The following is a 22,237-nucleotide window of genomic DNA, read 5'->3' as shown; positions in this document are numbered from 1 at the left end:
GGCCCGTTCCGCCGTTCGGCAGAACGGCGGAACTCCTTACTCAACCGACATGACCACCGGGTACAGCGGCTGCTCGCCACGGTGCGCGTCGATCTCCAACTCGTCGTACGCCTCCTCGATGCGCGCCACGAGGGCGCCCAAGGCCGCGTCGTCCAAGTCCTCGCCGGCCAGGAGCGTGAGCGTGTCGGCCTCGTCGGCGTCCATGCGGGCCAGAAGGTCCATGACCACGTCCTCCACGGCCGAGCCCACGGCCTCGATGGAGCCGTCGGCGATGCCGATGACGTCCCCTTCGCGGATGGGGTTGTCGTGAGCATCCTTGGCGTCCTTGATGGCGCGCGTCACCTCGCCGGTGCGCACGTCGGCGTACGCCTCCGTCATGGCCTCCACGTTCTCCTCGAGGCTCGCGTCCTCGTCCAGGCCGAACAGCGCGGAGAACGCCTGCGGCACGCTCGTGGTGGGCACGACGGCGCACGGTTTGTCGGACAGGCCGCACGCGCTCTGCGCGGCCATGATGATGTTCTTGTTGTTCGGGAGGATGATCACGGCGTCCGCATTCACCTCGTTGGCGGCATCCAGCAGATCCTTCGTCGAGGGGTTCATGGTCTGGCCGCCCGAGACGACCACGTCCACGCCCAGGCTCTTGAGGATCTTCGCGTTGCCCTCGCCCGCGGCCACGGCCACGAAGCCGATCGGCTTGCGCGCGGCCTCCCCCTCGGCCGCCAGCGCGTCGGTGCGAGCGGCGCTCTGCAGCTGCATGTTGTGGATGTGCACCTCGGCGATCTGGCCGCGCTCCAGCATGTAGGCGAGCACCTTGTCGGGCGTGTTCGTGTGCACGTGCACCTTGAAGTTGGGGTTCTGGCCCACCAGCAGCTCGCAGTCGCCCATGGTGCCCAGGAAATCCAGGCCCTCCTCCGCGTCCAGCGTGTCGGAGTTCACCAGGAACTCGGTGCAGTAGCGGTAAGCCGAGCCCTCCCAGTCGTTGATCTGCTCGATCTCCACCTTCGGGGCCGTACCCCGCGCGAAGGCCAGCTCGTCGCCCAGCGGGCCCTCCTTGCCGGTGAGAGCCGCGGCGAACGCGTCGAAGAAGATGGCCAGGCCGTAGCCGCCCGCGTCGACCACGCCGTTGTCCTTGAGAACGGGCAGCAGGTCGGGCGTGCGCTGCACCGACGCGTAGGCCTCGGCCACCACGGCCTCCAGCGCCTCGTCGGTGGAGAGCTTCTTCTTGCGGGCGCGCTTGGCGGCCGCCGCGCTGTCGCGCAGCACGGTGAGGATGGTGCCCTCCACCGGCTTGCGCACGGCCTGGAACGCCACGTCGACGGCATGGGAGAACGCGGAGTCGATGCTCTCGGCGTTCACGGCCTCGTGCCCGACGCTGCCCTCGCACAGGCCGCGCAGGATCTGCGACGTGATGACGCCGGAGTTGCCGCGCGCGCCCATGAGGGCGCCCGTGGTGATGGCCTTGCGGATCTCGGTGCCGCCAGCGCCGATGGGCAGGTTCGCCAGGTTCTCGACGACGGTTTCCAGCGTCAGCGACATGTTCGTGCCCGTGTCGCCGTCGGGCACGGGGAACACGTTCAGGCGGTTGATCTCGTCCTTGCGCTCGCTCAGCGTCTTGCTCGCGGCAGCTATGGCGTTGAGCAGGTCGTTCGCGGTATAGGATTCTGGCATGGTAGGTCTGTCTCTCTCTCGGCGGTAAACCCCGCGCCCCCTCGGCCGCCTCGGGGCGGGCCGCCCGCAGGCGCGGGGCTCGTCTCTATACGCTTCTCTTCGCGCGGCTACTTGCGCACCTTGACGCCCTGGACGTGCACCTCGACGCCGTCGATGGGCACGCGGGCGTACTCTTTCAGGGCGAACGTCACCTGGTCCACGAGGTTCTGCGACACGGTGTTGATGTTCGTGCCGTACTCTATGACCACGTAGAGCTCCACGTGGACGCCGGCATCGGTCGTGGTGACCACAACCCCGCGGCGCAGGCGGGACGTGGGCAGGATCTTCGCGATGCCGTCGGCCGCGGACGGGGCGGCCATGCCGACGACGCCGTAGCATTCGAGCGCAGCGTTGCCGACCATGTCGGCCAAGACGTCGTTGGCAACGTGCAGGTTGCCGGGTATCACAGTGCTCATGGCTCTTCCTTTCGAAGCGCGGGCGCGAATCCGCGCGGACGTACGCAGGCTATGGACGAAGTATACCGCATGGGCGAAACGCTGTGCGTCGGGCCTGTTCTGGGCGCCGTCCATACTACACGAAAAATTCTTGTAAGGCATTCGTTTTATGTGCTATAGTATGAAGGCTTTTTTGTCATCAACGGTATTTTAGCCGTGCGGAAACAAGACGAACCTGGAGTGATAACGATGTCTAAAGTTTGCGAAGTTTGCGGTAAGCATCCGGTTGCGGGACGCAACGTCAGCCACTCGCACCGCGTGACGAACCGCGTGTTCCGTCCGAACATTCAGAAGATCACCATCAAGGACAAGGAAGGCCGCGTCCGCAAGGCCAACGTGTGCACGAGCTGCATGAAGGCCGGCAAGGTCGAGCGCGCCTAACCGGTTCGTCTCCCGCCCTGCAAGCGAAAGCCCGCAACCGCGGGCTTTTTTGCGTTGGACGCCTTTTCCTCGCCTTCAGCCGCCCCCTCCCGGGGGGCGGCTGAAGAGGGGCCCATCCTACGGCCGGTAGACCACCTTTGCTGCCGGGCTCTCCCAGACGGCCACTTCCACAAGCGAGATATGCGCGGGAAACGTCTTCTCCAGCTCGTAGAACACCACACGGGCCAGGTGCTCGGCCGTGGGGTTGATCTCGTCGAAGGGCGGCACGTCGTTCAGGCAGCGGTGGTCGAAGTTCTCCAGCACGCCATGCAGGTCGCGCTTGACGTCCTTGAAGTCGTAGAGCATGCCCACCTCGTCGAGATGCTGCCCCGCGATGGTCGCCTCCACCTCCCAGGTATGTCCATGGAGATACTGGCAGGGGCCATCGTAGCCCGGCAGCGCATGGGCCGCGTCGAAATGGTCCTTCACCGTGAGCTCGTAGTGGCCCCCGCCCACGTGCAGGTGCATGCTGCCCGAAAGCTTGCCAGGGCCGCCGTAGGGGGCATTTCTCTGCACGGCGCAGGTTTCCTGCGCCGTATCCCGGCCGGGCTCCATGGCTCCGCCTTCCATCGTCGGCCCCTCCATCACATGACCACCAGCAGGCGCTTGCAGTGCGGGCACGTGCCGAGCGGCGCCTCCGCCTTCAGGTCGATGAGGCGGCCGCCGTCGATGACGGTGCGGCACACGCCGCAGCGCCCCTCGGTCAGAAGGCCCACGGCCACGCCGCCCGTGCGGGAAGCCGTACGGTTGTAGGTATCGCGCAGCTCGGGGGACAGCTCGGCGGACATGCCCTCGCGATCGGCGCTCATGCGCGCGATCTCGGCCTGCAGCGCGCCGCCCTCCCGCTGGAACGACACGATGGCGGCGGCCTCCTGCTTATCGACCTCGGCGAGCGCTTGGGACACCTGACTCTGCACGCCCTCGATCTTCGCCAGCTCCTCGCCCAGGCGCGTGAGCTCCACCTCCAGCGCGTTGCGGCGCTTCGCGAAGCCGTTGAGCTCCTTGGTGTGCGCCTCCACGTTGCGGTAGTTGCCGAGCGATCCGTCGATGGCCTCCTGCACCCGGCGCTGCTTTTCGGCCAGCTCGGCATCTTCGGCCTCGAGCTTCGCGGCCATGCCCTCGGCCCTGGCGCGCATCTCGGCCACCTGGTCGCACTTCTGCTCGATGGTGCGCTTCTTCTGGCGCGCCGCGAGGATGGTCGCGCGCTGGGGCAGCTCCTCGAGCTTCTTCTTCGCCTTCATCAGGTCGAGGTCGATCTGCTGCATCCGCAGCAAGTTGGTCAGGTCGTCGGTCGTTGCTTGCATGTGCTTCCTTCTCTTCGTTCGGCGCTCGCGCGCCTAATCCCCCGACGCGCCTAGACGCGCGTCGTCTCCGGATACGACCAGTTGTCTCCCTGGTCGATGATGGTGATGAGCTCGCCGGGCACCCCCGCGCCCTCCACGGCCGCGGCCAGCACGGCCGCCAGCGGCAGCTCGCTCGTATCGTGCCCCAGCTCCACGATGGTCAGCCCCGCCTGGGAGAGCGCCAAGGCCTCATGGTACTTTATCTCGCCGCACACCAGGCAGTCCACCTGGTCGCGCAGCGCCGTGGCCGCCACGTCGCCCGCCGAGCCCGTCGTGGTCACCACGCGCTCCAGCTCGCGGGAGAAGTCGCCCCACACGCGCGGCTGGCGTGCGAACACCGAGGTGCAGCGTGCGGCCAGCTGCCCGAGCGTGAGCGGCCCGTCGCCCGCCTTCACGGTGCAGCGCTGGCCGTAGCCCTTGCGCTTCGAGGAGGCCAGCGGCACCTCCACGCTGCGGAACTGCAGGTTCAGCATGCCGGGCAGCACGCGCTGGGCCTGCGCGCTCACGTCGAGCGCCGTGTGGTACGACAGCAGCGCCACGCCGCGCGCCACGGCGGCCCATACGAGCGCCCCGGGGTTCGCCGCCACCGAGGAGGCCGGCGAGAACGAGTCGGGCGGCTGCAAAAAGGCGGGATGGTGCGTCACGAGCACGTTCGCCCCCATCGAAGCGGCCTCCTCCACGGCGTCCACCGTGGGGTCGAGCGCCACGGCCACGCCCTCCACGAGGCGCGCCGGATCGCCCACCGTCATGCCGGTGCGGTCCCACGCCTCGGCGTCGGCCGCCGGGAACTCCTTGAGTAGCGCGCGCTCCAGCGCGCCCACGGTCACGGTGGACGTCTTCCTCGAGAGCGGCCCCGAAGCCCGCTGGGCGAGGCCCTTCTGCACCTTGTCCTTCTTCGATCCAGCCATGTCGATCATCTTCCTTCCCGCACGTCGCCGACCATTTGCTTCACAGTATGAGGTCGATCTCGCGCCGGTCGCCCGTGGCGGTGGGAACCGTTACCGTTCGATAACCGCATTCGTACATCAGGCGGTAGGCCGCCTCCACGTCGCGCGCCACATGGTCGGGACGGTGCGCGTCGGTGCCCACGGTGCACGGCACGCCCGCGCGGCAGAACTGGCGCAGGAGCGCCGGCGCGGGGAACATCTCCTTGCAGGCGTAGTACGACCCCGACGTGTTCACCTCCACCATGCGGCCCGCGGCCGCGCACGCCTCGGCGGCCTGCTCGTAGAGCGGCGCCACGTCGAAGGTCGGATAGTAGGCGAACTTCTTGGCCAGGTCGGGATGCGACATCACGTGGAACGGAACGTCCGAGGACACGGCGTCGCACCACAGCTCGAAGTAGCGGCGCCAGATGGCGTCGGGCGCGCCCGGCTCGTCCCAGCGGCCGCGCTGCGAGGGGTCGTCGAAGGGCCAGGCGTCCACGAAATGCACCGAGCCCAGCACGAGCTGGAACGGGGCCAGGTCGTCGGCCGCGATGGTGCGGTCGTCGTCGGCTCCGAGCCAGTCCAGCTCGCAGCCCGCGATGATCTCGAGGCCCGGGTGCCGCTCGCGCGCCTCGCCGATCGCCGCCAGGTACTCCCCCATGCGCGCGGCCGGCATGGACAGGTAGTCCCGCGGGTCGAACGCCTTGGAGAGCGGGTAGTGCTCCGTCACGGCGAGGGTCGTGACGCCGGCCGCCTCGGCCGCGGTTGCGAGCTCCTCCACCGTGCCCTCGCCGTGCCCGCAGAACGAGGTATGCGTGTGCGTGGTCACCAGCTCCATGTTCCCTAGCTCCAATCCAGCACGCCAGCGACGGCTCCGAGGAAGGCGTCGACGTCGCGCTCTGTCGTGTAGCGTCCCATCGATATGCGCAGCGCCCCGTGCGCGCGGTCGTCGTCGATGCCGAGCGCATGCAGCACGTGGCTGGGCGCGAGCGAATGCGACGAGCAGGCCGATCCGCCCGACACGCCGAACCCGCGCAGGTCGAAGCGCAGGATGAGCGTCTCGCTCTCCAGCCCGCGCACGAGCACGTGCACGATGTTCGGCAGGAATTCCACGCTGCCCGGAGCCACGTCCACCGTGGCCTCCACGGCGTCGTGGGCGGCCAATCCCGCATAGAGCCGGTCGCGCAGCGCACTCAGGCGCGCCGCCTCCCGCTCCTGCAGGCCGCACGCCGCGTGGACCGCAGCGGCGAAGCCCGCGGCGCCTGCCACGTTCTGCGTGCCGCTGCGGCGCCCCGACTCCTGGCCGCCGCCGATCGCCTGCGGCTCGAAGGGGGTGCGCGCCCTCAGGTACAGCGCGCCCACGCCCTTGGGGCCGCCTACCTTGTGGGCCGAGAACGACGCGGCGTCCACGCCCCATGCCCCCACGTCCACGGGCGCCTTCCCGAGCGCCTGCACGGCATCGGTGTGGAAGAGCGCGCCCGCGCCGTGCGCGGCGCTGGCCAGCGCCGCGATGGGCTGGATGCTTCCCACCTCGCTGTTCGCGGCCTGCACGCTCACCAGCACGGCGTCCTCGTCCAGCACGGCCTCGAGCGCGGCCGGCTCCACGAAGCCCTGGCGGTTCGGCGCCAGGCGCGTCACGCGGAAGCCCTCGGCCTCGAGGCGCCTGGCGGGGGCGAGCACGGCGTCGTGCTCCACGGCCGTGGTCACGACATGCGGCACGAAGTCGCCGCCGCCGAGGCGGCGGCGCTCGGCGGCGGCCGCGCGGGCAATGCCGAGCAGCGCCGCATCGTCGGCCTCGGTGGCACCCGACATGAGCACGATCTCGTCGGGCCGCGAGGCGCCCAGGTCGCGGGCGAGCGAGCGGCGCGCGTCCTCGAGGGCGGCGAATGCGGCGCGGCCGGGGGCGTGCAGCGAGTTCGCGTTGCCCCCCACGGCCAGGTTGGCGCGGCCCGGCACCTGGTAGGGCGCCATGGCCCGGGCGGCCTCCTCGCACAGCGGCGCCGTGGCGGCCCAGTCCAGGTAGACGTAGTCGTTCGCGTCGAAGGAAGGCATGCCGCCTACGCCTCCTTCCGTGCCGCGAGCGCGGCCAGGCGCGCTTCCTCGGCCGCCGCGGCGACCTCGGCGAGGGCGCGTGCGGGGTCCTCGGCGGCGAACACGGCGTTGCCGCACACGAGCACGTCGGCCCCGGCCCCGGCCACGAGCGGCGCCGTGGCCTCGCCGATGCCGCCGTCCACTTGGATGAGCGGCGAGGCGCCCACGGAGCGGGCGAGCGCGGCCACGCGGGCCACCTTGTCCTCGCTTCCCTCGAGGTAGCTCTGCCCGGAGAAACCAGGCTCCACGCTCATGACCAGCACCATGTCCACGTCGGAGATGACGGGCGCCAGCACGCCGGGCGCCGTGCGCGGCTTCAGGCTGACGGCCGCCTTGGCCCCGGCCGCATGGATGGAGGCCACGGCACGGGCGAGCCCGTCGGCGTCCAGGACCTCGGCATGCACGGTGACAAGGTCGGCGCCCGCATCGAGGAACCATGGCAGCTGCTCCAACGGGTTGTCTATCATAAGATGCACGTCGAGCGGCAGCGACGTGGCCTTCTTCAACTGCTTCACTATCGGCACGCCCATGGTGAGGTTCGGCACGAAGTGCCCGTCCATGACGTCGACGTGCACGTATCCCGCGCCCGCCTCCTCGATGAGGGCGATGTCGCGCCCGAGGTTCATGAAGTCGGCCGACAGGATGGACGGTGCGATCTTCACCGGTTCGAACATGAGGGACTCCTTATCCGGGCGTTGCAGGCTCTTTGACCGTCCCCATTCTAGCGCAACGCCCCGCGCCACCGCATGCCCGGCAGGGGGTACGCGAAGAAAACCACACGTGGGCGGCACGGCTAGCACCTGGAAGGACCGAAAGCACCGGCATTGCCTCCTGCAAGGAATCGGCGATTGCGTGTCTCCCTGGTCGCCCGCGCCGCCGACGGGCAGTGCCCGCGGCGCGACGCAAGGCTATGGCAGAAGCAAGAGGCAGAAACCGGCCCCATGCCGGCGGACACGAGGTTCAAGGCACCTTCGGGCACCTGCCGTAGAAAAGCGGCAAGCTTCGGGTGGACGACCCAGGTCATGAGCGTGGCTGCCGCACCGAACGCGAGGGCGTTCTGCAGGCACACCTGGCCCATGAAGTTGCAGAACATGTCGCTGTAGTCCCACAGCGGCAGCATGCCGTCGGGACCGGGCCGGTTCAGCACGAGGCCCATGGCCAGCTCGATGAGCGTGCACGCGAGCGTGTTCGCGGCGAAGCTCGCGAGCAGCGGCGCGACACGGCCCCCGAAATGCCGCTCAAGGCGGTTCTTGACGGGGAACAGCACGAGCACGCAGGCAACAGCGCCGAAGCCGTACACGCAGAACGGGTAGAGCCAATCCGACCATATAAGGGAGCTCGGATCATAGGTGCCGGGGATGAGCCCGAAGCGGATGAGCGTGCAGTAGCCGATCTCCATCCAGTGCCCCGCCACGCTGAACACGCAGAAGTAGATGGCAAGGTCCCGCCAGAACGCCCAAGGCCCTCTCCGGCCGCAGCCGCACCGTCCCGGAGAACCGAGAATCCCCGAGACCGCCCGTATGCGCCGGGGCAGCTTCGCCCGCGCTCCCGCCTCGACCGGCTGTCCGGAGGGAGACACGAGAGCCTCACTCCCCCGCCGCCAGCACGGCTGCAGGCGCTCGGCCGAGAGCAGCGCACGTAGGTACGAGGGTCGCTGCCAAGACGAGGGCGAATCCTGCGAGCGAGACGACGAGCCCCTCGCTGAACGCGAGGTTCGCGAACAGGGGCAGTCCCACCGCGTAGGCGATAACGGCGTTGGACGCGACCACGACCGCAGCCCCCACGAACGTGGCGGTGACGGCGTGGATGAGCGCCTCGCACACGGCGGCCCCCAGCAGCGTTCCCGGCCGTGCGCCGCTCGCGACGAGCAGGGCCACGTCGCGAGTGCGCGTCTTCGACGACATGACCACGCTCACTGCCGCGCCCACGGCGCACAGGAGGATGGGGCCGCCGAGCAGCAGGATGGCCGAGGTGAAATCGAGCGAAGCGTTGAGGGTCGAGCCCTGCTGCCGTATGACGGCCGTCAATGAGCTGCTAAGCGAAAAGATCCCGGCCACCAGCCCGAACCCCACCATTATGGGCGTTTCCACCGACGTGCTGGCCAAAAGGCCGAAGCGCGCGGTGTGCCGCGCCAGGCACCAGGCGCACGAGCGACCCTGCGGAACGAGCGAGGTCCAAACCCCCAGCAGGGAGGAGAAGACCACGGGAGCCACCGGAACGAGCGTGGCCGCCATGAAAAGCGGAAGGAACAGCGAATTGCTCAAAGCGTCCGGGTCTTTCCCGAGCAGGGAGGCGGCAAGCTGCCCTGTGCCGAAAGCCAACCCCGCGAACAGCAGGACGCGCAGCCACGTCATGCCCTTCCGCGCCGGCTCCGGTTCGCGCAGCGCGTCGAGCGGCGGCGTCCTCCCCGCGCTGCGGGCCCCCTTCGAACCCCCGACGAGGAACACGCACGCCACCGCAAGCCACACCGCGGGCATGAACGGCAGCCCTGCGTCGGGAACCACGTGGTCGATAGGCTGGTACTGGGGCGAGCTGAACACGAGCGGGAACAATGGGGCGAACGAGACGGCCTCGATGAGCGTGCCGGCCACCGCGCCCAGCATCGCTACCACGGCCAGCTGCGCTAGCACCACCGCGGTCACCCAGCGCGGACCCACGTTCGCCAACTGCCAGAGCGCGTAGCTTCGACGCTGCGCCGCGACCGTCAGGCCCGCCGCCGACACGAGCACCGCCACCGCCGCGACCGCTGAGAACACGAGCACCGATGCCGCGAGCGATTCCGTGTTCGGGTACGTTCTCGCCGTGGCCATCAGCGACGCCGCGAAGCCGCCGATGAAGCCGCAGGCCACGGCCACCAGAAACGCGCCCGTCCACGTGGCGGCATGGTCGCGCAGGTCGCAGAGCGCAAGCCGGATCATCGTGCCGCCTCCAGCGCCTCGAGGATCTCCGCCGGGGCGGAGCGTCCCAGCTCGCGCAGTACCCGGCCGTCCTTCAGCACGAGAACGCGGTCGGCCAGCGAAGCAGCCTCCAGATCGTGGGTCACCATCACCACCGAGCGCTGCGGGTCGTCGGCGATGCCGCGCAGCATGCCCAGCACCTCGCGGCCGTTGCGCGAGTCCAGCGCGCCGGTGGGCTCGTCGGCGAAGATCACGTCGGCCCCGCCCGCGAGCGCGCGGGCGATGGCCACGCGCTGCTGCTCGCCGCCCGACATATCCGCGGGCCGGCTCTTCGCGCGTCCTTCCAGCCCCACGCTCGCGAGCACGGCGGCCGTCTGCTCCGTCGTGAGCGGACGGCCCGCAAGGCGCGCGGGCAGAGACACGTTCTCCCCCGCGCTCAGCGAGGGCACGAGGTTGTACGACTGGAAGATGAAGCCCACGTGGTCGCGGCGCGTCTTGAACAGCGCGGTGCGGCTTGCGCGCACGACCTGCCGGCCCATCACCTCTATGGAGCCGGCGTCGGCCGATTCCAGCCCCGACAGGCAGTACAGCAGCGTCGACTTCCCCGAGCCGCTGGGCCCCACGATGCCGACCATCTCGCCGGGCTCGACGCGCAGGCTGACGCCGCGCAGCACGTCGACGACCCGCCGTCTGCTCCCCTTCCCTGCGCTGAACGATTTCCTGACCTCGCGTGCTACTACGGTGGCACGCGTGCGCTCTCCTGCAGCATTCATGCGTTCTCCTTTGGATTTTGGCATCATCGACCAGGGCGAAGGAGCCTTCGCCTTGGGTTGAACCATATGAACGAGCGGTTTGGAATGGCGTGCGAGACGCCTTAGCGGCTGCTCCGCGAGGAACGGAACGCCTTGATCGCGGCGCACACGATGCCGCCGACGGGCCACGCCAGCAGGAAGAAGGCCGCCGCGGGCGTGAACGCCAGCACGAGGCCGACCGCCGTCGCCACGCACATGACGGCAGCGTAGGTGCCGCTCTCGCGCTTCGCACGGCGGGCGCGCTCGGCGAGGTCGTCGTCCATGGCCTCGATCTGCTCCTCGCTTATGCCTCCGAGCGATCTGCGGTTGTAGCGCGCGAGGTTGCAGCGCGAGCCCAGCAGGCAGCTGCGCACGATGACGAACACGCCAGCCGCGGCGCAGGCGAAGAACACCGCGCTTGCAAGCCACACGTCCGCCTGCAGCACGATGGTCGCAGCCATCCCCGCCAAGATGAGGGCGATGCCCGCCACGAGGCCCGTCGAAAGGGTCGCTCGGGCTTGTGTTTTCTGGTCGGCCGTGTAGAAGTCTCCGACGAAGGGGTGCGCCTTGCGGAACGCGCTGCGCTCGAACGACGCGGGAAGGATGAGCGCGAGCCCGGCGGCCGCGCCGACGAACACGAGCACGGTTGCGAAGTTCCGCACCTCAAGCATCGGCATGAGCGCGGGATCGGACAGCAGCAACGCCAGCGCGGCGCCCAGGATGACGACGGCGATGCCGAGAGGGAGCTTCCACGCGAACGTGCGCATAGTCTGGTCGTAGCCGGTCACGTCCTGGGGCTTCCCCGCCGGCACGCTGGAGGCCTCGGCGGCCGCCCGCCCGGTCAGGTCGCCGCACACCAGCTCGTCGAGCGTGCATTCGAACAGGGCGCACATGCGCAGCAGCTTGTCCATCTCCGGGTACGCGCGCTCGGCCTCCCATTTCGACACCGATTGGCGGCTAACGCCCAGCAGCATGGCAAACTGCTCCTGCGTCATGTTGCGCGTGGCGCGCAGGTGCTGCATGTTTTCGCGAAAGCTCATAGACCCGTCCTTCGTTCGTGCGATCGATGAACCTATCATGCAGGCGCCCCGGTGCCCGCTCAACCAACTTGCGGCTTCTTTTTTGCGGCGCCCCTGACAACTTCCGGTATCGAAACGCAGGTCAAGGCCAAGTATACCGCAGCTACGGAAATTTCCCGCCGTGCGGACGCGGGAGGGAGCGCATCCTGTTGCCGCACGCCCCCCCCGAAGGTGACGCCTTGATGCAGAAGGGACCACCGGCGCGCCGCGAAGACCGCGCGCGCATTATAATGGAGACCGTCCACGACCGAGAGAAGGTGCGCCATGACCGGCCCCGCCCCCACCTACTTCGCCTACCGCACGCCGCTCGGGCACGTGACCATCGCCTCGGACGGGCGGGCGCTCACGGCCCTCGCGTTCGGCGAGCGAGAGCTGGAGGGCCGCAAGCTCGCCACCGAGCTCACGAACCGCGCCGCCAACCAGTTGCAGGAATACCTCGCCGGCAAGCGCCGCGCGTTCGACCTGCCGCTCGCCCCCGCCGGCACGGAGTTCCAGCGGCGCGTGTGGGAGGCCCTGCGCGAGGTGCCCTACGGCGAGGCGCGCTCCTACAGCGACCTAGCGGCAGCCATCGGCAGCCCTCGCTCGTGCCGGGCCGTGGGCAGCGCCTGCAACAAGAACCCGCTGCCCGTCATCGTGCCCAGCCACCGCGTGATCGGCGCAAACGGGGCCCCCTCGGGGCACGGCGACGACGCGAAGGCCAAGGCGTACCTGCTGGACCTGGAACGACGCACCCTACGGGCCGAGGCGCAGGCGAAGGAGCCGACGGCGCGCGCCTGAGGGGGAGGACGCGGGGCCCGACGCCCGCTCCCAGGCGGAGGACCGTTCAGAACCGCATGAGCCGGACCGCGGTGCAGAGAAGCCGCGCAACCGAAGCGTCGAGGCGATGACGCGGGAGCCGGCTCGCGCGCCATCGCCTATAATCGTCACGTGCGCCGTGCGGACACACCCTGCGCACGGCCCCTGCGCACCCGACTCCCAAGGAGAGCCTGTTCCATGAGCGTCTACACCGGCAACATCGTGTTCGGCCTTGTGACCTTCCCGCTGATCGCCTTCGCCATCACGCTGCCCTACATGGTCTACCAGTACCGCAAGTTCGGCTCCATCCCCTGGCTGCGCACGCTCGTCGTGTACTCGTTCGTGTTCTATATGCTCGTGGCCTATTACATGGTCATCCTGCCGCTGCCGGAGAACCGCTCGGCCGTGGTGCCCTATGCGGCGCACCCGCAGCTCGTGCCGTTCCACTTCGTCCAGCTCATCGCGGACAGCTCCACGGCCTCGCTCGCGGACCCCTCCACCTGGCCGGGCCTGCTGCGCAACCCCAACGTCTACGAGGCCCTCTTCAACGTGCTGCTACTGGTGCCCCTGGGCATGTACCTGCGCTACTACTTCAGGCGCACGTGGTGGCAGACGCTGCTCATCGGGTTCGCCACCACGCTGTTCTACGAGATGTCGCAGATCACGGGCTTGTGGGGCCTTTACGTGCACCCGTACCGCCTGTTCGACGTGGACGACCTCATGCTGAACACGCTCGGCGCCATGGTGGGCTTCTGGGCGGTGGGGCCCGCGATGCGCGTGCTGCCCGATATGCGGCTCGTGAACATGGAGGCGCGCGAGGCTGGCGTACGCGCGAGCGTCACGAAGCGTGCGCTGTCGTTCGGCATCGACTTCGCGATCGCCTGCGCCGCTACGGTGGTCGCCGGCGCCGTTCGGCTGATGGTCGTCACGCAGGCGCCCCTTCCCGCCGGAGGCTGGTTCGGCCCCGGCTGGGTGGCGTGGCTGTCGTTCGCGGCGGTGTTCATGCTGATCCCCGTGCTCCTGCACGGCCAGACGCTCGGCCAGAAGCTGCTGAAGCTGCGCATCGTGCGCTCCGATGCTTCGCCGGCGCGCTGGTACCAGATCGTCGCCCGCTACGGGCTGCTCTTCCTGTTCGCCACTATGCCTTTCAAGCTCCTGGTCGGCACGATGGGCCTCGACGCGTCGCAAGCGGGCGCGACGAACGCAGTGCTGGCGTTCGTCGCGCAGAACCGGGCAGCCCTCATCTGGATCTGGCTCGCGTTCATGGCCGCCTGGGCCGCGTCGCTCGGCGTGCGCGCCGTGCGCGCGGCGGCGCTGAAGCGTCCGTTCGTCATGCTCAACGGCGTGCTGTCGAACACGCGGGTCATGACCGTGGCCGGCGTCGAGGTCGCACGGGAGCGCCGGGCCGTGATGGACGTGGCCGAGGTGGCCGCTCTCGAGCGCCGCATCGCCGAGGACGGCACGCCGCTCGCCACGCTCATGGAGCGCGCGGGAGCCGCCGTGGCCGACGAGGTGCGCGCCTGGGTGCCCGACCCCTCCCCCGTCGTGGTGCTCGCCGGTTCGGGAAACAACGGCGGCGACGGCTGGGTGTGCGCCCGCTCGCTGGCCGAGGCGGGTTACCCCGTGACCCTCGTGGCGCCCGATTTGGCCGAGCGCCTGCATGCCGAGCCGGCGCGCACGACGGCGCTCGCGGCGTTCTCCGACGCGGCGGCGCGCGACCTGCCGCTCTCGGTGCTCATCGCACCCGACGCCGACGTGCTGGCAGATGCCGTCGACCGGGCCGAGGCCGTGGTGGACGCGCTCTTGGGCACCGGCTTCAGCGGCGACGAGGTGCGCGAGCCGTATGCAAGCTGGATACGCGCCGCCAACCGCCGTCGCTTCGAGGGCACGCGCGGCAAGGGACGCGGCTGCCACCGCAAGCGCACGCACGAGCGCGGGGAGCACGAACGGCCCCGGCGCTCGCTGCCCGCGAAGGCGAAGGGGGCGCCCTTCGCCGTGGCCGTGGACGTGCCGAGCGGCCTTGCGGCCCAAACCGGCACCGCGGCCCGGCCGACGTTCGCCGCCGACCTGACCGTGACCATGCTCGCGTTCAAACCCGGCTTGGTAGAGCCTGTCGCCGCGCCCTGGACCGGCGCCGTGAAGCTGGCGAAGCTCGGCACGGACGTACCCGCCCTGCGGGACGAGCTGCGCCGCAGCGCGGCCGGCGACGGGGCGGGAGCCGATGCGGAGGCCTAGCCCTCCACCTTGTACACGTAGAGCCCAGCCAGGGAGCCATCTTCGTAGAAGCTCACATTGAACTGGGCTTTCTGGTTCTCGTAATCGGCACGCTGGACGACGGTGGCGGCCGACCGGCCGCCTGGCTCGCTCTGGCCGTACCTCACGTCTGCGAAGCCCTCGAACGAGCCGAACTGGTCGAGGGCGCCGCCCAGGCCTTGCTCCAGCTTCTCGGCGGTCGCGTTCCCGTCGTCCCAACGGGCAGCCACCTCGTCGAAATCGCGCGCATTCACCAGCTCGATGACCTCGCGCGCCTGCTCGGTGACGGCAGCCTCGTCCGCCCACGCCGGCAGCCCCTCCCGGTAGTTCTCGTCCGAGGCGCTCGACCCGCAGCCCGCCAAGCACAGCACGGCCAGCGCAGCCATGAGCGCCGCCGCTGCCAGCATCCTCTTCTTCATAAAGTCGCTCCTTCCACGACAAGGCACCTAGCTGAGGCGGAATCCGACGAGCCTGCCGTCCTCGGCGATGCCGACGGAGTAGACCAGGTCGTCGTTCTCGCAATGCGCCTGCTGGACCACGATGGCCGCCATGCCGTCCGCACCTCCGTCGTAGTGCGCGAAGGACACGTCGCCGTACGATTCGAAGCCGCCGACGTCCTCGGCCGCCCGGGCAGCCTTCTCGAAATCCGAGGCAGCCGGCGCAGGATCGCCGAACAGCAACGCCAAGCCCTCGTAGTCACCTGCAACGAACAGGTCTATCGCGTCGCGCGCCTGCGCGGTGACGGCGGCCTCGTCCGCCCACGCCGGCAGCCCCTCGACATCCTGCTGGGCCTCCCGGCCCTCCGTATCCCCCGAGCCGCAGCCCGCCAGGCCGAGCATCAGCGTCACGGCTGCCAGCAAGGCGACAATCAGAAGCCTTTTCCTCATGGAGCATCCCTCTCCCTCCGAGCCCAGCCGGAAACCCCGGCCATTCCCGCCATCCACGTTATCCGCCCGATCTTACCCAAAGGATATCAGAAACGCATCCCGTCTGCGCAAAAAGACCCTCCTCTGGATGGGGGGTCCGGAGGAGGGCCATGCAGTACGCACTGAGGAGAAGGGGAAGGTGCGCATGCTTCACGTGCCCGTCGAAGGTTTGAGAGAGAGGGGGGGGGTTCACACGAGAGACGAGACGACGGGTCACTCGAATAGGTTGTCTTCTACTTGCTGTTCCTGCCCGACTCCAGCTCCTCTTGGGTACCGGTGTCGTTGCGTATGGACGATCCCATGAGATCGTCGGCCACGCTTTTGTCGATGCCCAGCTCGGCCATCATGCCCTCAACTTCGCCCACGCCTTCCGCCAGGTGCCCGGCCTCGGCCGGGTCGAGGTACTGGAGCAGTGCGAGCAGCTCGCCCATGTGCTCCTTCTCCTCGTCGGCGATGTCCAGGAACACCTTGCGCGCCACCTCGTCATCGGTGGCCGCCGCATGCGCCTCGTAGAGCATCTGGGCCTCCAGCTCGCCGGTCAGCTCCACGCGCACAGCCTGCACGAGCTCCTGCTTCGTCATCGTGCGCGGAACGTTCGCGACGAACGGGTTTGCTAGCTCGGGCATGGCGTGCTCCTTCTCGATGCGGTCCGCTGCCGTTTCCGGAGCGGAGGGGGTCGTCGTTTCGGACAAGAGGTACCTTAAGCCACCACGGCACGTCCCGCAACGCGATTCCCCCGACGGTAAGCCCCCGGTCATCGCGTTGTCACCGCCCCGTTAGATAAAGCGCACCCTCGCGCTCATAGAAAAGGCGGAGCAGGGGCGGGGATCCCGCATGCCCTGCCCGGGCAGGACGGCGTGCAACGCAGGGCGCGCCCTTTCCGCAAGGTGAGAGGCACGCTCGAGGGCAGGCGGCGCACGCCGCGCCGCCTCGAAAAGGAAGCGGCATGCAACCGGCTGGCGAACCTCGCGCCCACCGCGAGCCCCGCGCCCAGGAGAATGCCCCCAGCTGCACGAGGCAAGGAAACCGCCCCGCCTGCGCTATACTTGACGGCAATGCGACCGAATCGAGAGGGCGGGACGAACATGGAATGGGATGCGGAACTCTACGACGGGCAGCACGGCTACGTGGGGGCGTACGGCGCGGCGCTCGTGCAGCTCGTGCGCGACGAGGCCGCCCGGCGCGGCGAGGGTGCGGAGCGCCTGCGCATCCTCGACGTGGGCTGCGGCACGGGGGCGCACCTGGACGCGCTCGCCGAGATCGGCCCCGTCACCGGCGTCGACTCCTCGCCCGAGATGCTGGAGAAGGCGCGCGGCGGCCATCCCGACGTCACCCTCGTCGAGGCCGATGCCTGCGCCTTGCCGTTCGAGGGCGCATTCGACGTGGCGTTCTCCAACGCCGTGTTCCACTGGGTGCCCGACCAGGTGGCGCTCCTCAAGAGCGTGGCGGGCGTGCTCGACGACGGCGGCCTGCTCGTGGCCGAGATGGGCGCCCACGGCAACATCGCGCGCATCGAGGAGGGCTACACCCAAGCCCTGCGCAAGCACAGCGGCGATTACTCGGGACGGTTCTGCTTCCCAAGGGAGGGGGCATACCGCCGCCTGCTGGGCATCGCCGGCTTCGAGGTCGAGCTGATGGAGGCGTTCGACCGCCCCACCCCGCTCCCCGGCGGGAGGGAGGGCCTGCGGCGGTTCGCCGAGCAATTCTTCGCGAAGAGCCTGAACCTGTACCGCGAGGACGAGCGCGCCGCCATCCTCGACGATCTGGAGCAGGCCTGCGAGGACGACCTCTGGGATGATGGGGCCGGCTGCTGGGTCGCCGACTACCGCCTGCTGCGCTTCACCGCCCGCAAGGTCCGCTCCGTCCGCGGCGCCGGCGGCATGGCCCAGTTGAGCGTTCTTGGCTCGTAAAGACCCGACGACTCTCGAACTCCCTGGTTGGCGTAGCAAGTCAGCGAGGCCGGCCGTGGGGCCCGAGATCGCGGCGATGGCTGCGTTCCGTCGGCCGGCAGGCCGACGGAACCCTAAAGCCCGTAGAACTCGGTGGTGAGGGGCCGGCTCGTGAGCGTCTTGGCCACGTCGCGAGGATCGGCACCCTCCCACACCACGCTGCGCACGACATCGGTGATGGGCAGCTCCACACAGGTTGCGTCGGCCAGGGTCTTGAGCGTCCGGCAGGCCAGCGCGCCCTCCACCACCATGTGCGTGCGCCCCGTGAACCCCTCGAGCGTGTCGCCCTCGGCCAAAAGCCTGCCGAAGCGGCGGTTGCGCGAGTGCTCGGAGGTGCAGGTGGCCACGAGGTCGCCCGTGCCCGCCAGCCCCATGCAGGTGAGCGCCTGGCCGCCGCAGCGCACAACGAGGCGGCTCATCTCGGCGATCCCGCGTGTCATGAGCATGGCGGCCGTGTTGTCGCCGAACCCTATTCCGTAGGACACGCCCACCGCGATGGCGATGACGTTCTTGAAGGCGGCGCACAGCTCCACGCCTACCACGTCGTCGCTCGCGTACGTGCGGAAGGTCTCGGAGGCGAACAGCTCCTGGAAGAATGCCGCCGTCCCCGCGTCGGGGCTGGCTACCACGGTGCCCGACGGGATGCCGCGTATCACCTCGGCTGCGAAGTTAGGACCGGAGAGAACGGCCAGGCGAGCCGCGTTGCCCATCTCCGCCTCGAACACCTCAACCGGCAGAAGGCCGCTGCCCTCCTCGACGCCCTTCGAGCAGACTATCACCGGAAAGTCTTCGCCCGCGAGGCCGGCCAGCCGGTCCGCCACGTCGCGCATGATGCTCGAAGGCGTGACGATCACGGCGGCGCTTGCGCCCTCCAGCACGTCCTCATACGCGGAAGCGGCCGCGATGCGCCCGGACAGCGTGACATCGCCCAGGTAGCGCGGGTTGCGGTGGTCGGCGTTGATCGCCGATGCCACTTCGGGCTTGCGCGCCCACAGTCCCACGTCGTGCCCGTTGCCGGCCAGCACCTGCGCCAGCGCCGTTCCCCATGACCCCGCCCCGATAACCGCGATCTTCATCCTGCGCCTACGCTTTCTTCTTGTCGCCTATCCTGCTCTCGGTGCCGTCGCGCAATCGCTTGATGTTCCCACGGTGCGCCCACACCACCGTCAGCCCCGCCAGCGTGCACAGGGCGACGGCGATCCAGTCGCCCCAGAAGTAGTACAGCGAGAAGAATGGGCAGGACAGCGCCGCAGCTATCGAGCCGATGGACACGCGCTTCGTGGCCACCACCAGCACGATGAATATGAGCAGTTCCAGGCAGGCGCCCACCCAGCCGAACGTGACGAACAGGCAGCCCACGGCCACCGCGATGCCCTTGCCGCCCTTGAAGCCCAGCCAGGGACTGAAGATATGCCCCCACACGCAGCCGAGGAACGCGACAGCCAGCATGGTGTCGTAGCTGACGAGCGCGCCGGGCACCAGCCCCCCGCCCGGCAGGAACTGCCAGCTGAACCACCAGGCCAGCACGCCCGAGAGCAGGCCCTTGCCGAAGTCGAGCACGAACACGGCGTAGCCGCCCACCTTGCCCATCGTGCGGATGGCGTTCGTGGTGCCGATGTTGCCCGAGCCATGCTCGCGCAAATCGGTATGGTAGAACACCTTCGAGATGATGAGGCCCCACGGGACGGAGCCCAGGAGGAATGCCGTGACGAACAGCGCGGCCGCAACTAGCAGATCCTGCATCGTACCCCTTAGTCCTTCTTCTTGAACTTCAGCTTCACCGGCGTGCCCACGAGGTCGAACCCCTCGCGCAGGCGATTCTCCAAAAAGCGCTCGTAGTTGTCCGTGACCAGGTCGGGCCGGTTCACGAAGAACGTGAAGTACGGCGGGCACGTGCCCGTCTGCGTCACGTACTTCATGCGCAGCACGGCCTTGCCGTTGCTTACCGTGTGCCCCGTCTCGCGGATGCCCGAGAGCCACGTGTTCAGCTTGTTCGTGGGGATGGTCTGGCTGAAGTTCTCGTACGCCTTGTCGATGGCCTCCCAGATGCGGTCGACTTTCTTGCCCGTGAGCGCCGAGATGGCCACCACCGGCGCATAGCCCACGAACGTCATGCGATCGGCAATGCGCTCGCGGATGTCGGCCTTGGCCTCTGGGCCCTCCACCAGGTCCCACTTGTTCAGCACGATGACCATGGCGCAGCCGCGCTCGGCCGCATAGCCCGCCACGCGCTGGTCCTGGTCGGTCAGGCCGAGCGTGGAGTCTATGACGAGCAGCGCCACGTCGGCACGGTCGATGGCGCGCATGGCGCGCACGAAGCCGTAGTACTCAACGTCCTGGTCGATCTGGCTCTTGCGGCGCAGGCCCGCCGTGTCCACGATGGTGTAGAGGGTGCCGTCGTGCTCGACGGCCGTGTCGATGGCGTCGCGCGTGGTGCCCGCCACGTCGGACACGATGGAGCGGTCGCCCTTCGTCATCTTGTTCGTGAGCGATGACTTGCCGGCGTTCGGGCGACCGATGATGGCCACGTTGATGGAGGGTTCCTCCTCCTCGTCGGCAGGCACCTCCGCGCGGCGCAGCTCATCCACCACGGCATCGAGCAGGTCTCCCGTGCCGTGGCCGTGCGTGGAGGACACCGGCCAGGGATCGCCCACCCCCAGCTGGTAGAACTCCCACAGCTCGTCGGTGCGGTTCGGGGTGTCCATCTTGTTCACCACCAGGAACACCGGCTTGCCCGCCTTGCGGAGGATGCGCGCGACGGCCTCGTCGTCGGCGTTGATCCCCGTCTTGCCGTCCACGATGAATATGACGACGTCGGCCTCGTTCGCGCCGGCGATGGCCTGCGCGCGGATGGAGCCTTGGAAGGCGTCGTCGTCGCCCATCTCGATACCGCCGGTGTCGACGAGCTTGAACTCGACGCCGTTCCAGTCGGCCTCATGGTACGAGCGGTCGCGCGTGACGCCGCGCATCTCGTGGACGATGGCCTCGTCGGCCTGGGCTATGCGGTTCACGAAGGTGGACTTGCCGACGTTCGGCCGTCCGACCACCGCGACGAGTGGCAGGGGCATGATGGCACCTCACAGGTTGGTTCGGTCAGGGGCCGGGCTCTCGCGCCCGGCCAAGTCGACGATCTCCCGCAGGAAATCGGACGCGTTACAGGATACCACGGCAAGGGGAGCGCCCGCGTCCTTTTCCATATCCTCCAAACTCATGTCATCGAGCGTCACCGAATCGTCGTTGAATATGACGCTCGGCAGGAGGAACAGGGTGCGCGTTTCGTCGTCCTGGCGCGCGGCCCCGCGCACGGCCGCCGCTATGTCGCAGCCGCAGAGGAGCCCCGTCACGTCGACGTTGCCGCCGAAGAACTCGTTTTTCACGTAGAGGGGTCCGAGCACGCCGGCGAGGGGGCTCGCCGCCACGAGCGGCCCCAGGAAGTGCCGCGTGGCGCAGCCGACCACATAGCGCGCCCGTATCCCGGCCGCACGCAGCGCGTCCGCAGCGCGCGCGGGCAGGCCCGCGGCTGCGGCCTGCCCCCAGTCGTCCACGAACGAGCGGATGATGCCCACGCCGTCCTCGAACATGCCGAAGTCGCCGTAGTGCTCTGCCGGTGGCAGGTTCTCCAGCAGCGCAGGGCCGTAGGCATTGTGGTAGAACTCGTCGGCCGCGAAGGCCCACATCGTGCCGCGCTCGGCGAGCGCGCGCTCTTGGAAGGGCACGATGCGCTCCATCGCCGCGCGGGCGGCGGCCGGGTCGTTGAAGCTGCGGCTGAAGCGGGTCTGGTGCTTCGTGAACCCAAGCGGCACGATGCACACGTCCAGAACGCCCGGCCGCGCGTAGGCCCACTCGAGCGTCTCGGCCAGCACGTCGCCGTCGTTCTCGTCGGGCATGAGCACGATCTGCGCGTGGAACTCGATGCCCGCGGCCAGCAGCCGGTCGAGCGCGTCCAGCCCGTGGGCCGCGTGGCGGCCGATGATGCGGCGGCGCACCTCGGGGTTCGAGGCGTGCAGCGACACGCGCAAAGGCGAGATGCGCTGCTCGAGGATGCGCGCCTCGTCGGCGGCCGAGAGGTTCGTGAACGTGACGAACGTGCCCGAGAGGAAGCTCAGGCGGAAGTCGTCGTCGCGCAGCGTGAGCGAGGGCCGCACGTCGCCCGGCAGCTGGCGCATGAAGCAGAACGTGCAGGCGTTGCGGCATTGTCTGACACCGTCGAACACGACGCCCTCGAACTCGAGGCCCCAGTCCTCGCCGGGCTCGCGCTCGAGCTCCACGACGCCCGCCTCGCCATCGAGGTCGATGTAGCCAAGCTCGATCACATCGTCCGACGCGAGCCACCGCCAGTCGATGAGGTCGCGCACGGGACGGCCGTCCACGCTGGTCACGGAGCAGTCCGGCTCGAACCCCGCATCGTCGGCGGGGCTTAGGGGCGCAACCGCGCGCACGAGCGCCCGCGGTGGTACGTCCTCACCGACCGCCGTGCATGCTGCGCGTTCAATGTCCTTGGAGGGATAGGTGCTCATGAAAGGGCCTTCGCTCTATCGAGGAGATTCTCCGCATTATGCCTCATTGAAACTCAATCCAAACCCGACGCCGTGCAAAAATGCAGCC

The 22,237-nt window shown here is 68.9% G+C and carries 23 protein-coding genes; 4 read left to right on the top strand and 19 right to left on the bottom strand.

Going from position 1 to position 22,237, the window contains the following annotated elements; all coding sequences use genetic code 11:
- Positions 1-36: 36 nt before the first annotated feature.
- Entirely contained in the window at positions 37-1,668 is a 1,632-nt protein-coding gene (locus tag BN3560_RS13195; protein WP_096228405.1) for a DAK2 domain-containing protein, read from the bottom strand.
- Between the two features lie 107 nt (positions 1,669-1,775).
- Positions 1,776-2,123, bottom strand: coding sequence for an Asp23/Gls24 family envelope stress response protein (locus BN3560_RS13190; RefSeq protein ID WP_015538882.1), 348 nt, complete (start codon positions 2,121-2,123; stop codon positions 1,776-1,778).
- A gap of 228 nt (positions 2,124-2,351) precedes the next feature.
- On the opposite strand from BN3560_RS13190, the gene rpmB reads away from it, so the two are divergent.
- Positions 2,352-2,543, top strand: a complete 192-nt coding sequence (rpmB, locus tag BN3560_RS13185; protein ID WP_041240000.1) for a 50S ribosomal protein L28 — start codon at positions 2,352-2,354, stop codon at positions 2,541-2,543.
- Positions 2,544-2,660: 117 nt separating this feature from the next.
- Here rpmB and queD read toward each other — a convergent pair whose 3' ends face one another.
- The 10 genes from queD to BN3560_RS13135 form a co-directional block, all read right to left on the bottom strand.
- Positions 2,661-3,152 carry a 6-carboxytetrahydropterin synthase QueD gene (queD, locus tag BN3560_RS13180; protein ID WP_231897406.1) on the bottom strand — a complete coding sequence of 164 codons (492 nt, stop codon included), beginning with the start codon at positions 3,150-3,152 and terminating at the stop codon, positions 2,661-2,663.
- Positions 3,153-3,166: 14 nt separating this feature from the next.
- Positions 3,167-3,886: a zinc ribbon domain-containing protein gene (locus BN3560_RS13175; protein WP_096228404.1), complete on the bottom strand. Its 720-nt coding sequence runs from the start codon at positions 3,884-3,886 to the stop codon at positions 3,167-3,169.
- A 50-nt stretch (positions 3,887-3,936) separates the two neighbouring features.
- Positions 3,937-4,842 carry a Nif3-like dinuclear metal center hexameric protein gene (locus tag BN3560_RS13170; RefSeq protein WP_096228403.1) on the bottom strand — a complete coding sequence of 302 codons (906 nt, stop codon included), beginning with the start codon at positions 4,840-4,842 and terminating at the stop codon, positions 3,937-3,939.
- 31 nt (positions 4,843-4,873) lie between these two features.
- The gene (locus tag BN3560_RS13165; RefSeq protein ID WP_096228402.1) at positions 4,874-5,689 is read right to left on the bottom strand and encodes a histidinol-phosphatase HisJ family protein; all 816 of its coding nucleotides are present in this window, start codon (positions 5,687-5,689) and stop codon (positions 4,874-4,876) included.
- A 5-nt stretch (positions 5,690-5,694) separates the two neighbouring features.
- Complete coding sequence (locus BN3560_RS13160; protein ID WP_096228401.1) at positions 5,695-6,903, bottom strand: cysteine desulfurase family protein; 1,209 nt, start codon at positions 6,901-6,903, stop codon at positions 5,695-5,697.
- A 5-nt stretch (positions 6,904-6,908) separates the two neighbouring features.
- Positions 6,909-7,616 (bottom strand): ribulose-phosphate 3-epimerase, encoded by a 708-nt coding sequence (gene rpe / locus BN3560_RS13155; RefSeq protein WP_096228400.1) that lies wholly within the window; start codon positions 7,614-7,616, stop codon positions 6,909-6,911.
- Between the two features lie 119 nt (positions 7,617-7,735).
- Positions 7,736-8,521, bottom strand: a complete 786-nt coding sequence (locus tag BN3560_RS14785) for a putative ABC transporter permease (RefSeq protein ID WP_231897405.1) — start codon at positions 8,519-8,521, stop codon at positions 7,736-7,738.
- Positions 8,522-8,528: 7 nt separating this feature from the next.
- Entirely contained in the window at positions 8,529-9,860 is a 1,332-nt protein-coding gene (locus BN3560_RS13145; RefSeq protein WP_096228399.1) for an FtsX-like permease family protein, read from the bottom strand.
- A complete protein-coding gene (locus tag BN3560_RS13140; protein ID WP_096228398.1) occupies positions 9,857-10,612 on the bottom strand; it encodes an ABC transporter ATP-binding protein in 756 nt (251 codons plus the stop codon). Before BN3560_RS13140 ends, BN3560_RS13145 begins: the two co-directional genes overlap by 4 nt.
- Before the next feature lie 101 nt (positions 10,613-10,713).
- On the bottom strand, positions 10,714-11,670 hold the full coding sequence (locus BN3560_RS13135) for a helix-turn-helix transcriptional regulator (protein ID WP_096228397.1): 957 nt from the start codon (positions 11,668-11,670) through the stop codon (positions 10,714-10,716).
- Between the two features lie 303 nt (positions 11,671-11,973).
- On the opposite strand from BN3560_RS13135, the gene BN3560_RS13130 reads away from it, so the two are divergent.
- A complete protein-coding gene (locus tag BN3560_RS13130) occupies positions 11,974-12,486 on the top strand; it encodes a methylated-DNA--[protein]-cysteine S-methyltransferase (RefSeq protein WP_087192162.1) in 513 nt (170 codons plus the stop codon).
- Between the two features lie 216 nt (positions 12,487-12,702).
- On the top strand, positions 12,703-14,739 hold the full coding sequence (locus BN3560_RS13125; RefSeq protein WP_096228396.1) for an NAD(P)H-hydrate epimerase: 2,037 nt from the start codon (positions 12,703-12,705) through the stop codon (positions 14,737-14,739).
- Here the strand turns inward: BN3560_RS13125 and BN3560_RS13120 are convergent.
- The 3 genes from BN3560_RS13120 to BN3560_RS13110 form a co-directional block, all read right to left on the bottom strand.
- Positions 14,736-15,176 carry a DUF3887 domain-containing protein gene (locus tag BN3560_RS13120; RefSeq protein ID WP_096228395.1) on the bottom strand — a complete coding sequence of 147 codons (441 nt, stop codon included), beginning with the start codon at positions 15,174-15,176 and terminating at the stop codon, positions 14,736-14,738. The genes BN3560_RS13125 and BN3560_RS13120 overlap by 4 nt on opposite strands.
- Before the next feature lie 27 nt (positions 15,177-15,203).
- Entirely contained in the window at positions 15,204-15,644 is a 441-nt protein-coding gene (locus tag BN3560_RS13115) for a DUF3887 domain-containing protein (RefSeq protein WP_096228394.1), read from the bottom strand.
- 272 nt (positions 15,645-15,916) lie between these two features.
- On the bottom strand, positions 15,917-16,309 hold the full coding sequence (locus BN3560_RS13110; RefSeq protein WP_087192166.1) for a demethoxyubiquinone hydroxylase family protein: 393 nt from the start codon (positions 16,307-16,309) through the stop codon (positions 15,917-15,919).
- A 459-nt stretch (positions 16,310-16,768) separates the two neighbouring features.
- On the opposite strand from BN3560_RS13110, the gene BN3560_RS13105 reads away from it, so the two are divergent.
- Positions 16,769-17,593 carry a class I SAM-dependent methyltransferase gene (locus tag BN3560_RS13105; RefSeq protein WP_157780592.1) on the top strand — a complete coding sequence of 275 codons (825 nt, stop codon included), beginning with the start codon at positions 16,769-16,771 and terminating at the stop codon, positions 17,591-17,593.
- Between the two features lie 113 nt (positions 17,594-17,706).
- Here BN3560_RS13105 and BN3560_RS13100 read toward each other — a convergent pair whose 3' ends face one another.
- From BN3560_RS13100 to BN3560_RS13085, 4 genes are read right to left on the bottom strand one after another with little or no spacing between them, the layout of a single operon-like run.
- On the bottom strand, positions 17,707-18,708 hold the full coding sequence (locus tag BN3560_RS13100) for an NAD(P)H-dependent glycerol-3-phosphate dehydrogenase (protein WP_096228392.1): 1,002 nt from the start codon (positions 18,706-18,708) through the stop codon (positions 17,707-17,709).
- Positions 18,709-18,715: 7 nt separating this feature from the next.
- Positions 18,716-19,375, bottom strand: coding sequence for a glycerol-3-phosphate 1-O-acyltransferase PlsY (plsY, locus tag BN3560_RS13095; RefSeq protein WP_096228391.1), 660 nt, complete (start codon positions 19,373-19,375; stop codon positions 18,716-18,718).
- Positions 19,376-19,383: 8 nt separating this feature from the next.
- The gene (gene der, locus BN3560_RS13090) at positions 19,384-20,700 is read right to left on the bottom strand and encodes a ribosome biogenesis GTPase Der (protein ID WP_087192170.1); all 1,317 of its coding nucleotides are present in this window, start codon (positions 20,698-20,700) and stop codon (positions 19,384-19,386) included.
- A gap of 9 nt (positions 20,701-20,709) precedes the next feature.
- The gene (locus BN3560_RS13085) at positions 20,710-22,149 is read right to left on the bottom strand and encodes a DUF512 domain-containing protein (RefSeq protein WP_096228390.1); all 1,440 of its coding nucleotides are present in this window, start codon (positions 22,147-22,149) and stop codon (positions 20,710-20,712) included.
- Between the last annotated feature and the right edge of the window lie 88 nt (positions 22,150-22,237).

This window comes from Gordonibacter urolithinfaciens, from assembly GCF_900199375.1.
Lineage (GTDB): Bacteria > Actinomycetota > Coriobacteriia > Coriobacteriales > Eggerthellaceae > Gordonibacter > Gordonibacter urolithinfaciens.
The sequence above is the reverse complement of the archived record's forward strand: the minus strand, read 5'-3'. Positions and strand labels throughout refer to the sequence as shown.

Bases quoted from the DNA above. Each gene is read 5' to 3' on its own strand.
- BN3560_RS13195 (WP_096228405.1), bottom strand. From the start codon at position 1,668: ATGCCAGAATCCTATACCGCGAACGACCTGCTCAACGCCATAGCTGCC.
- BN3560_RS13190 (WP_015538882.1), bottom strand. From the start codon at position 2,123: ATGAGCACTGTGATACCCGGCAACCTGCACGTTGCCAACGACGTCTTG.
- rpmB (WP_041240000.1), top strand. From the start codon at position 2,352: ATGTCTAAAGTTTGCGAAGTTTGCGGTAAGCATCCGGTTGCGGGACGC.
- queD (WP_231897406.1), bottom strand. From the start codon at position 3,152: ATGGAAGGCGGAGCCATGGAGCCCGGCCGGGATACGGCGCAGGAAACC.
- BN3560_RS13175 (WP_096228404.1), bottom strand. From the start codon at position 3,886: ATGCAAGCAACGACCGACGACCTGACCAACTTGCTGCGGATGCAGCAG.
- BN3560_RS13170 (WP_096228403.1), bottom strand. From the start codon at position 4,842: ATGATCGACATGGCTGGATCGAAGAAGGACAAGGTGCAGAAGGGCCTC.
- BN3560_RS13165 (WP_096228402.1), bottom strand. From the start codon at position 5,689: ATGGAGCTGGTGACCACGCACACGCATACCTCGTTCTGCGGGCACGGC.
- BN3560_RS13160 (WP_096228401.1), bottom strand. From the start codon at position 6,903: ATGCCTTCCTTCGACGCGAACGACTACGTCTACCTGGACTGGGCCGCC.
- rpe (WP_096228400.1), bottom strand. From the start codon at position 7,616: ATGTTCGAACCGGTGAAGATCGCACCGTCCATCCTGTCGGCCGACTTC.
- BN3560_RS13145 (WP_096228399.1), bottom strand. From the start codon at position 9,860: ATGATCCGGCTTGCGCTCTGCGACCTGCGCGACCATGCCGCCACGTGG.
- BN3560_RS13140 (WP_096228398.1), bottom strand. From the start codon at position 10,612: ATGAATGCTGCAGGAGAGCGCACGCGTGCCACCGTAGTAGCACGCGAG.
- BN3560_RS13135 (WP_096228397.1), bottom strand. From the start codon at position 11,670: ATGAGCTTTCGCGAAAACATGCAGCACCTGCGCGCCACGCGCAACATG.
- BN3560_RS13130 (WP_087192162.1), top strand. From the start codon at position 11,974: ATGACCGGCCCCGCCCCCACCTACTTCGCCTACCGCACGCCGCTCGGG.
- BN3560_RS13125 (WP_096228396.1), top strand. From the start codon at position 12,703: ATGAGCGTCTACACCGGCAACATCGTGTTCGGCCTTGTGACCTTCCCG.
- BN3560_RS13120 (WP_096228395.1), bottom strand. From the start codon at position 15,176: ATGAAGAAGAGGATGCTGGCAGCGGCGGCGCTCATGGCTGCGCTGGCC.
- BN3560_RS13115 (WP_096228394.1), bottom strand. From the start codon at position 15,644: ATGAGGAAAAGGCTTCTGATTGTCGCCTTGCTGGCAGCCGTGACGCTG.
- BN3560_RS13110 (WP_087192166.1), bottom strand. From the start codon at position 16,309: ATGCCCGAGCTAGCAAACCCGTTCGTCGCGAACGTTCCGCGCACGATG.
- BN3560_RS13105 (WP_157780592.1), top strand. From the start codon at position 16,769: ATGGAATGGGATGCGGAACTCTACGACGGGCAGCACGGCTACGTGGGG.
- BN3560_RS13100 (WP_096228392.1), bottom strand. From the start codon at position 18,708: ATGAAGATCGCGGTTATCGGGGCGGGGTCATGGGGAACGGCGCTGGCG.
- plsY (WP_096228391.1), bottom strand. From the start codon at position 19,375: ATGCAGGATCTGCTAGTTGCGGCCGCGCTGTTCGTCACGGCATTCCTC.
- der (WP_087192170.1), bottom strand. From the start codon at position 20,700: ATGCCCCTGCCACTCGTCGCGGTGGTCGGACGGCCGAACGTCGGCAAG.
- BN3560_RS13085 (WP_096228390.1), bottom strand. From the start codon at position 22,149: ATGAGCACCTATCCCTCCAAGGACATTGAACGCGCAGCATGCACGGCG.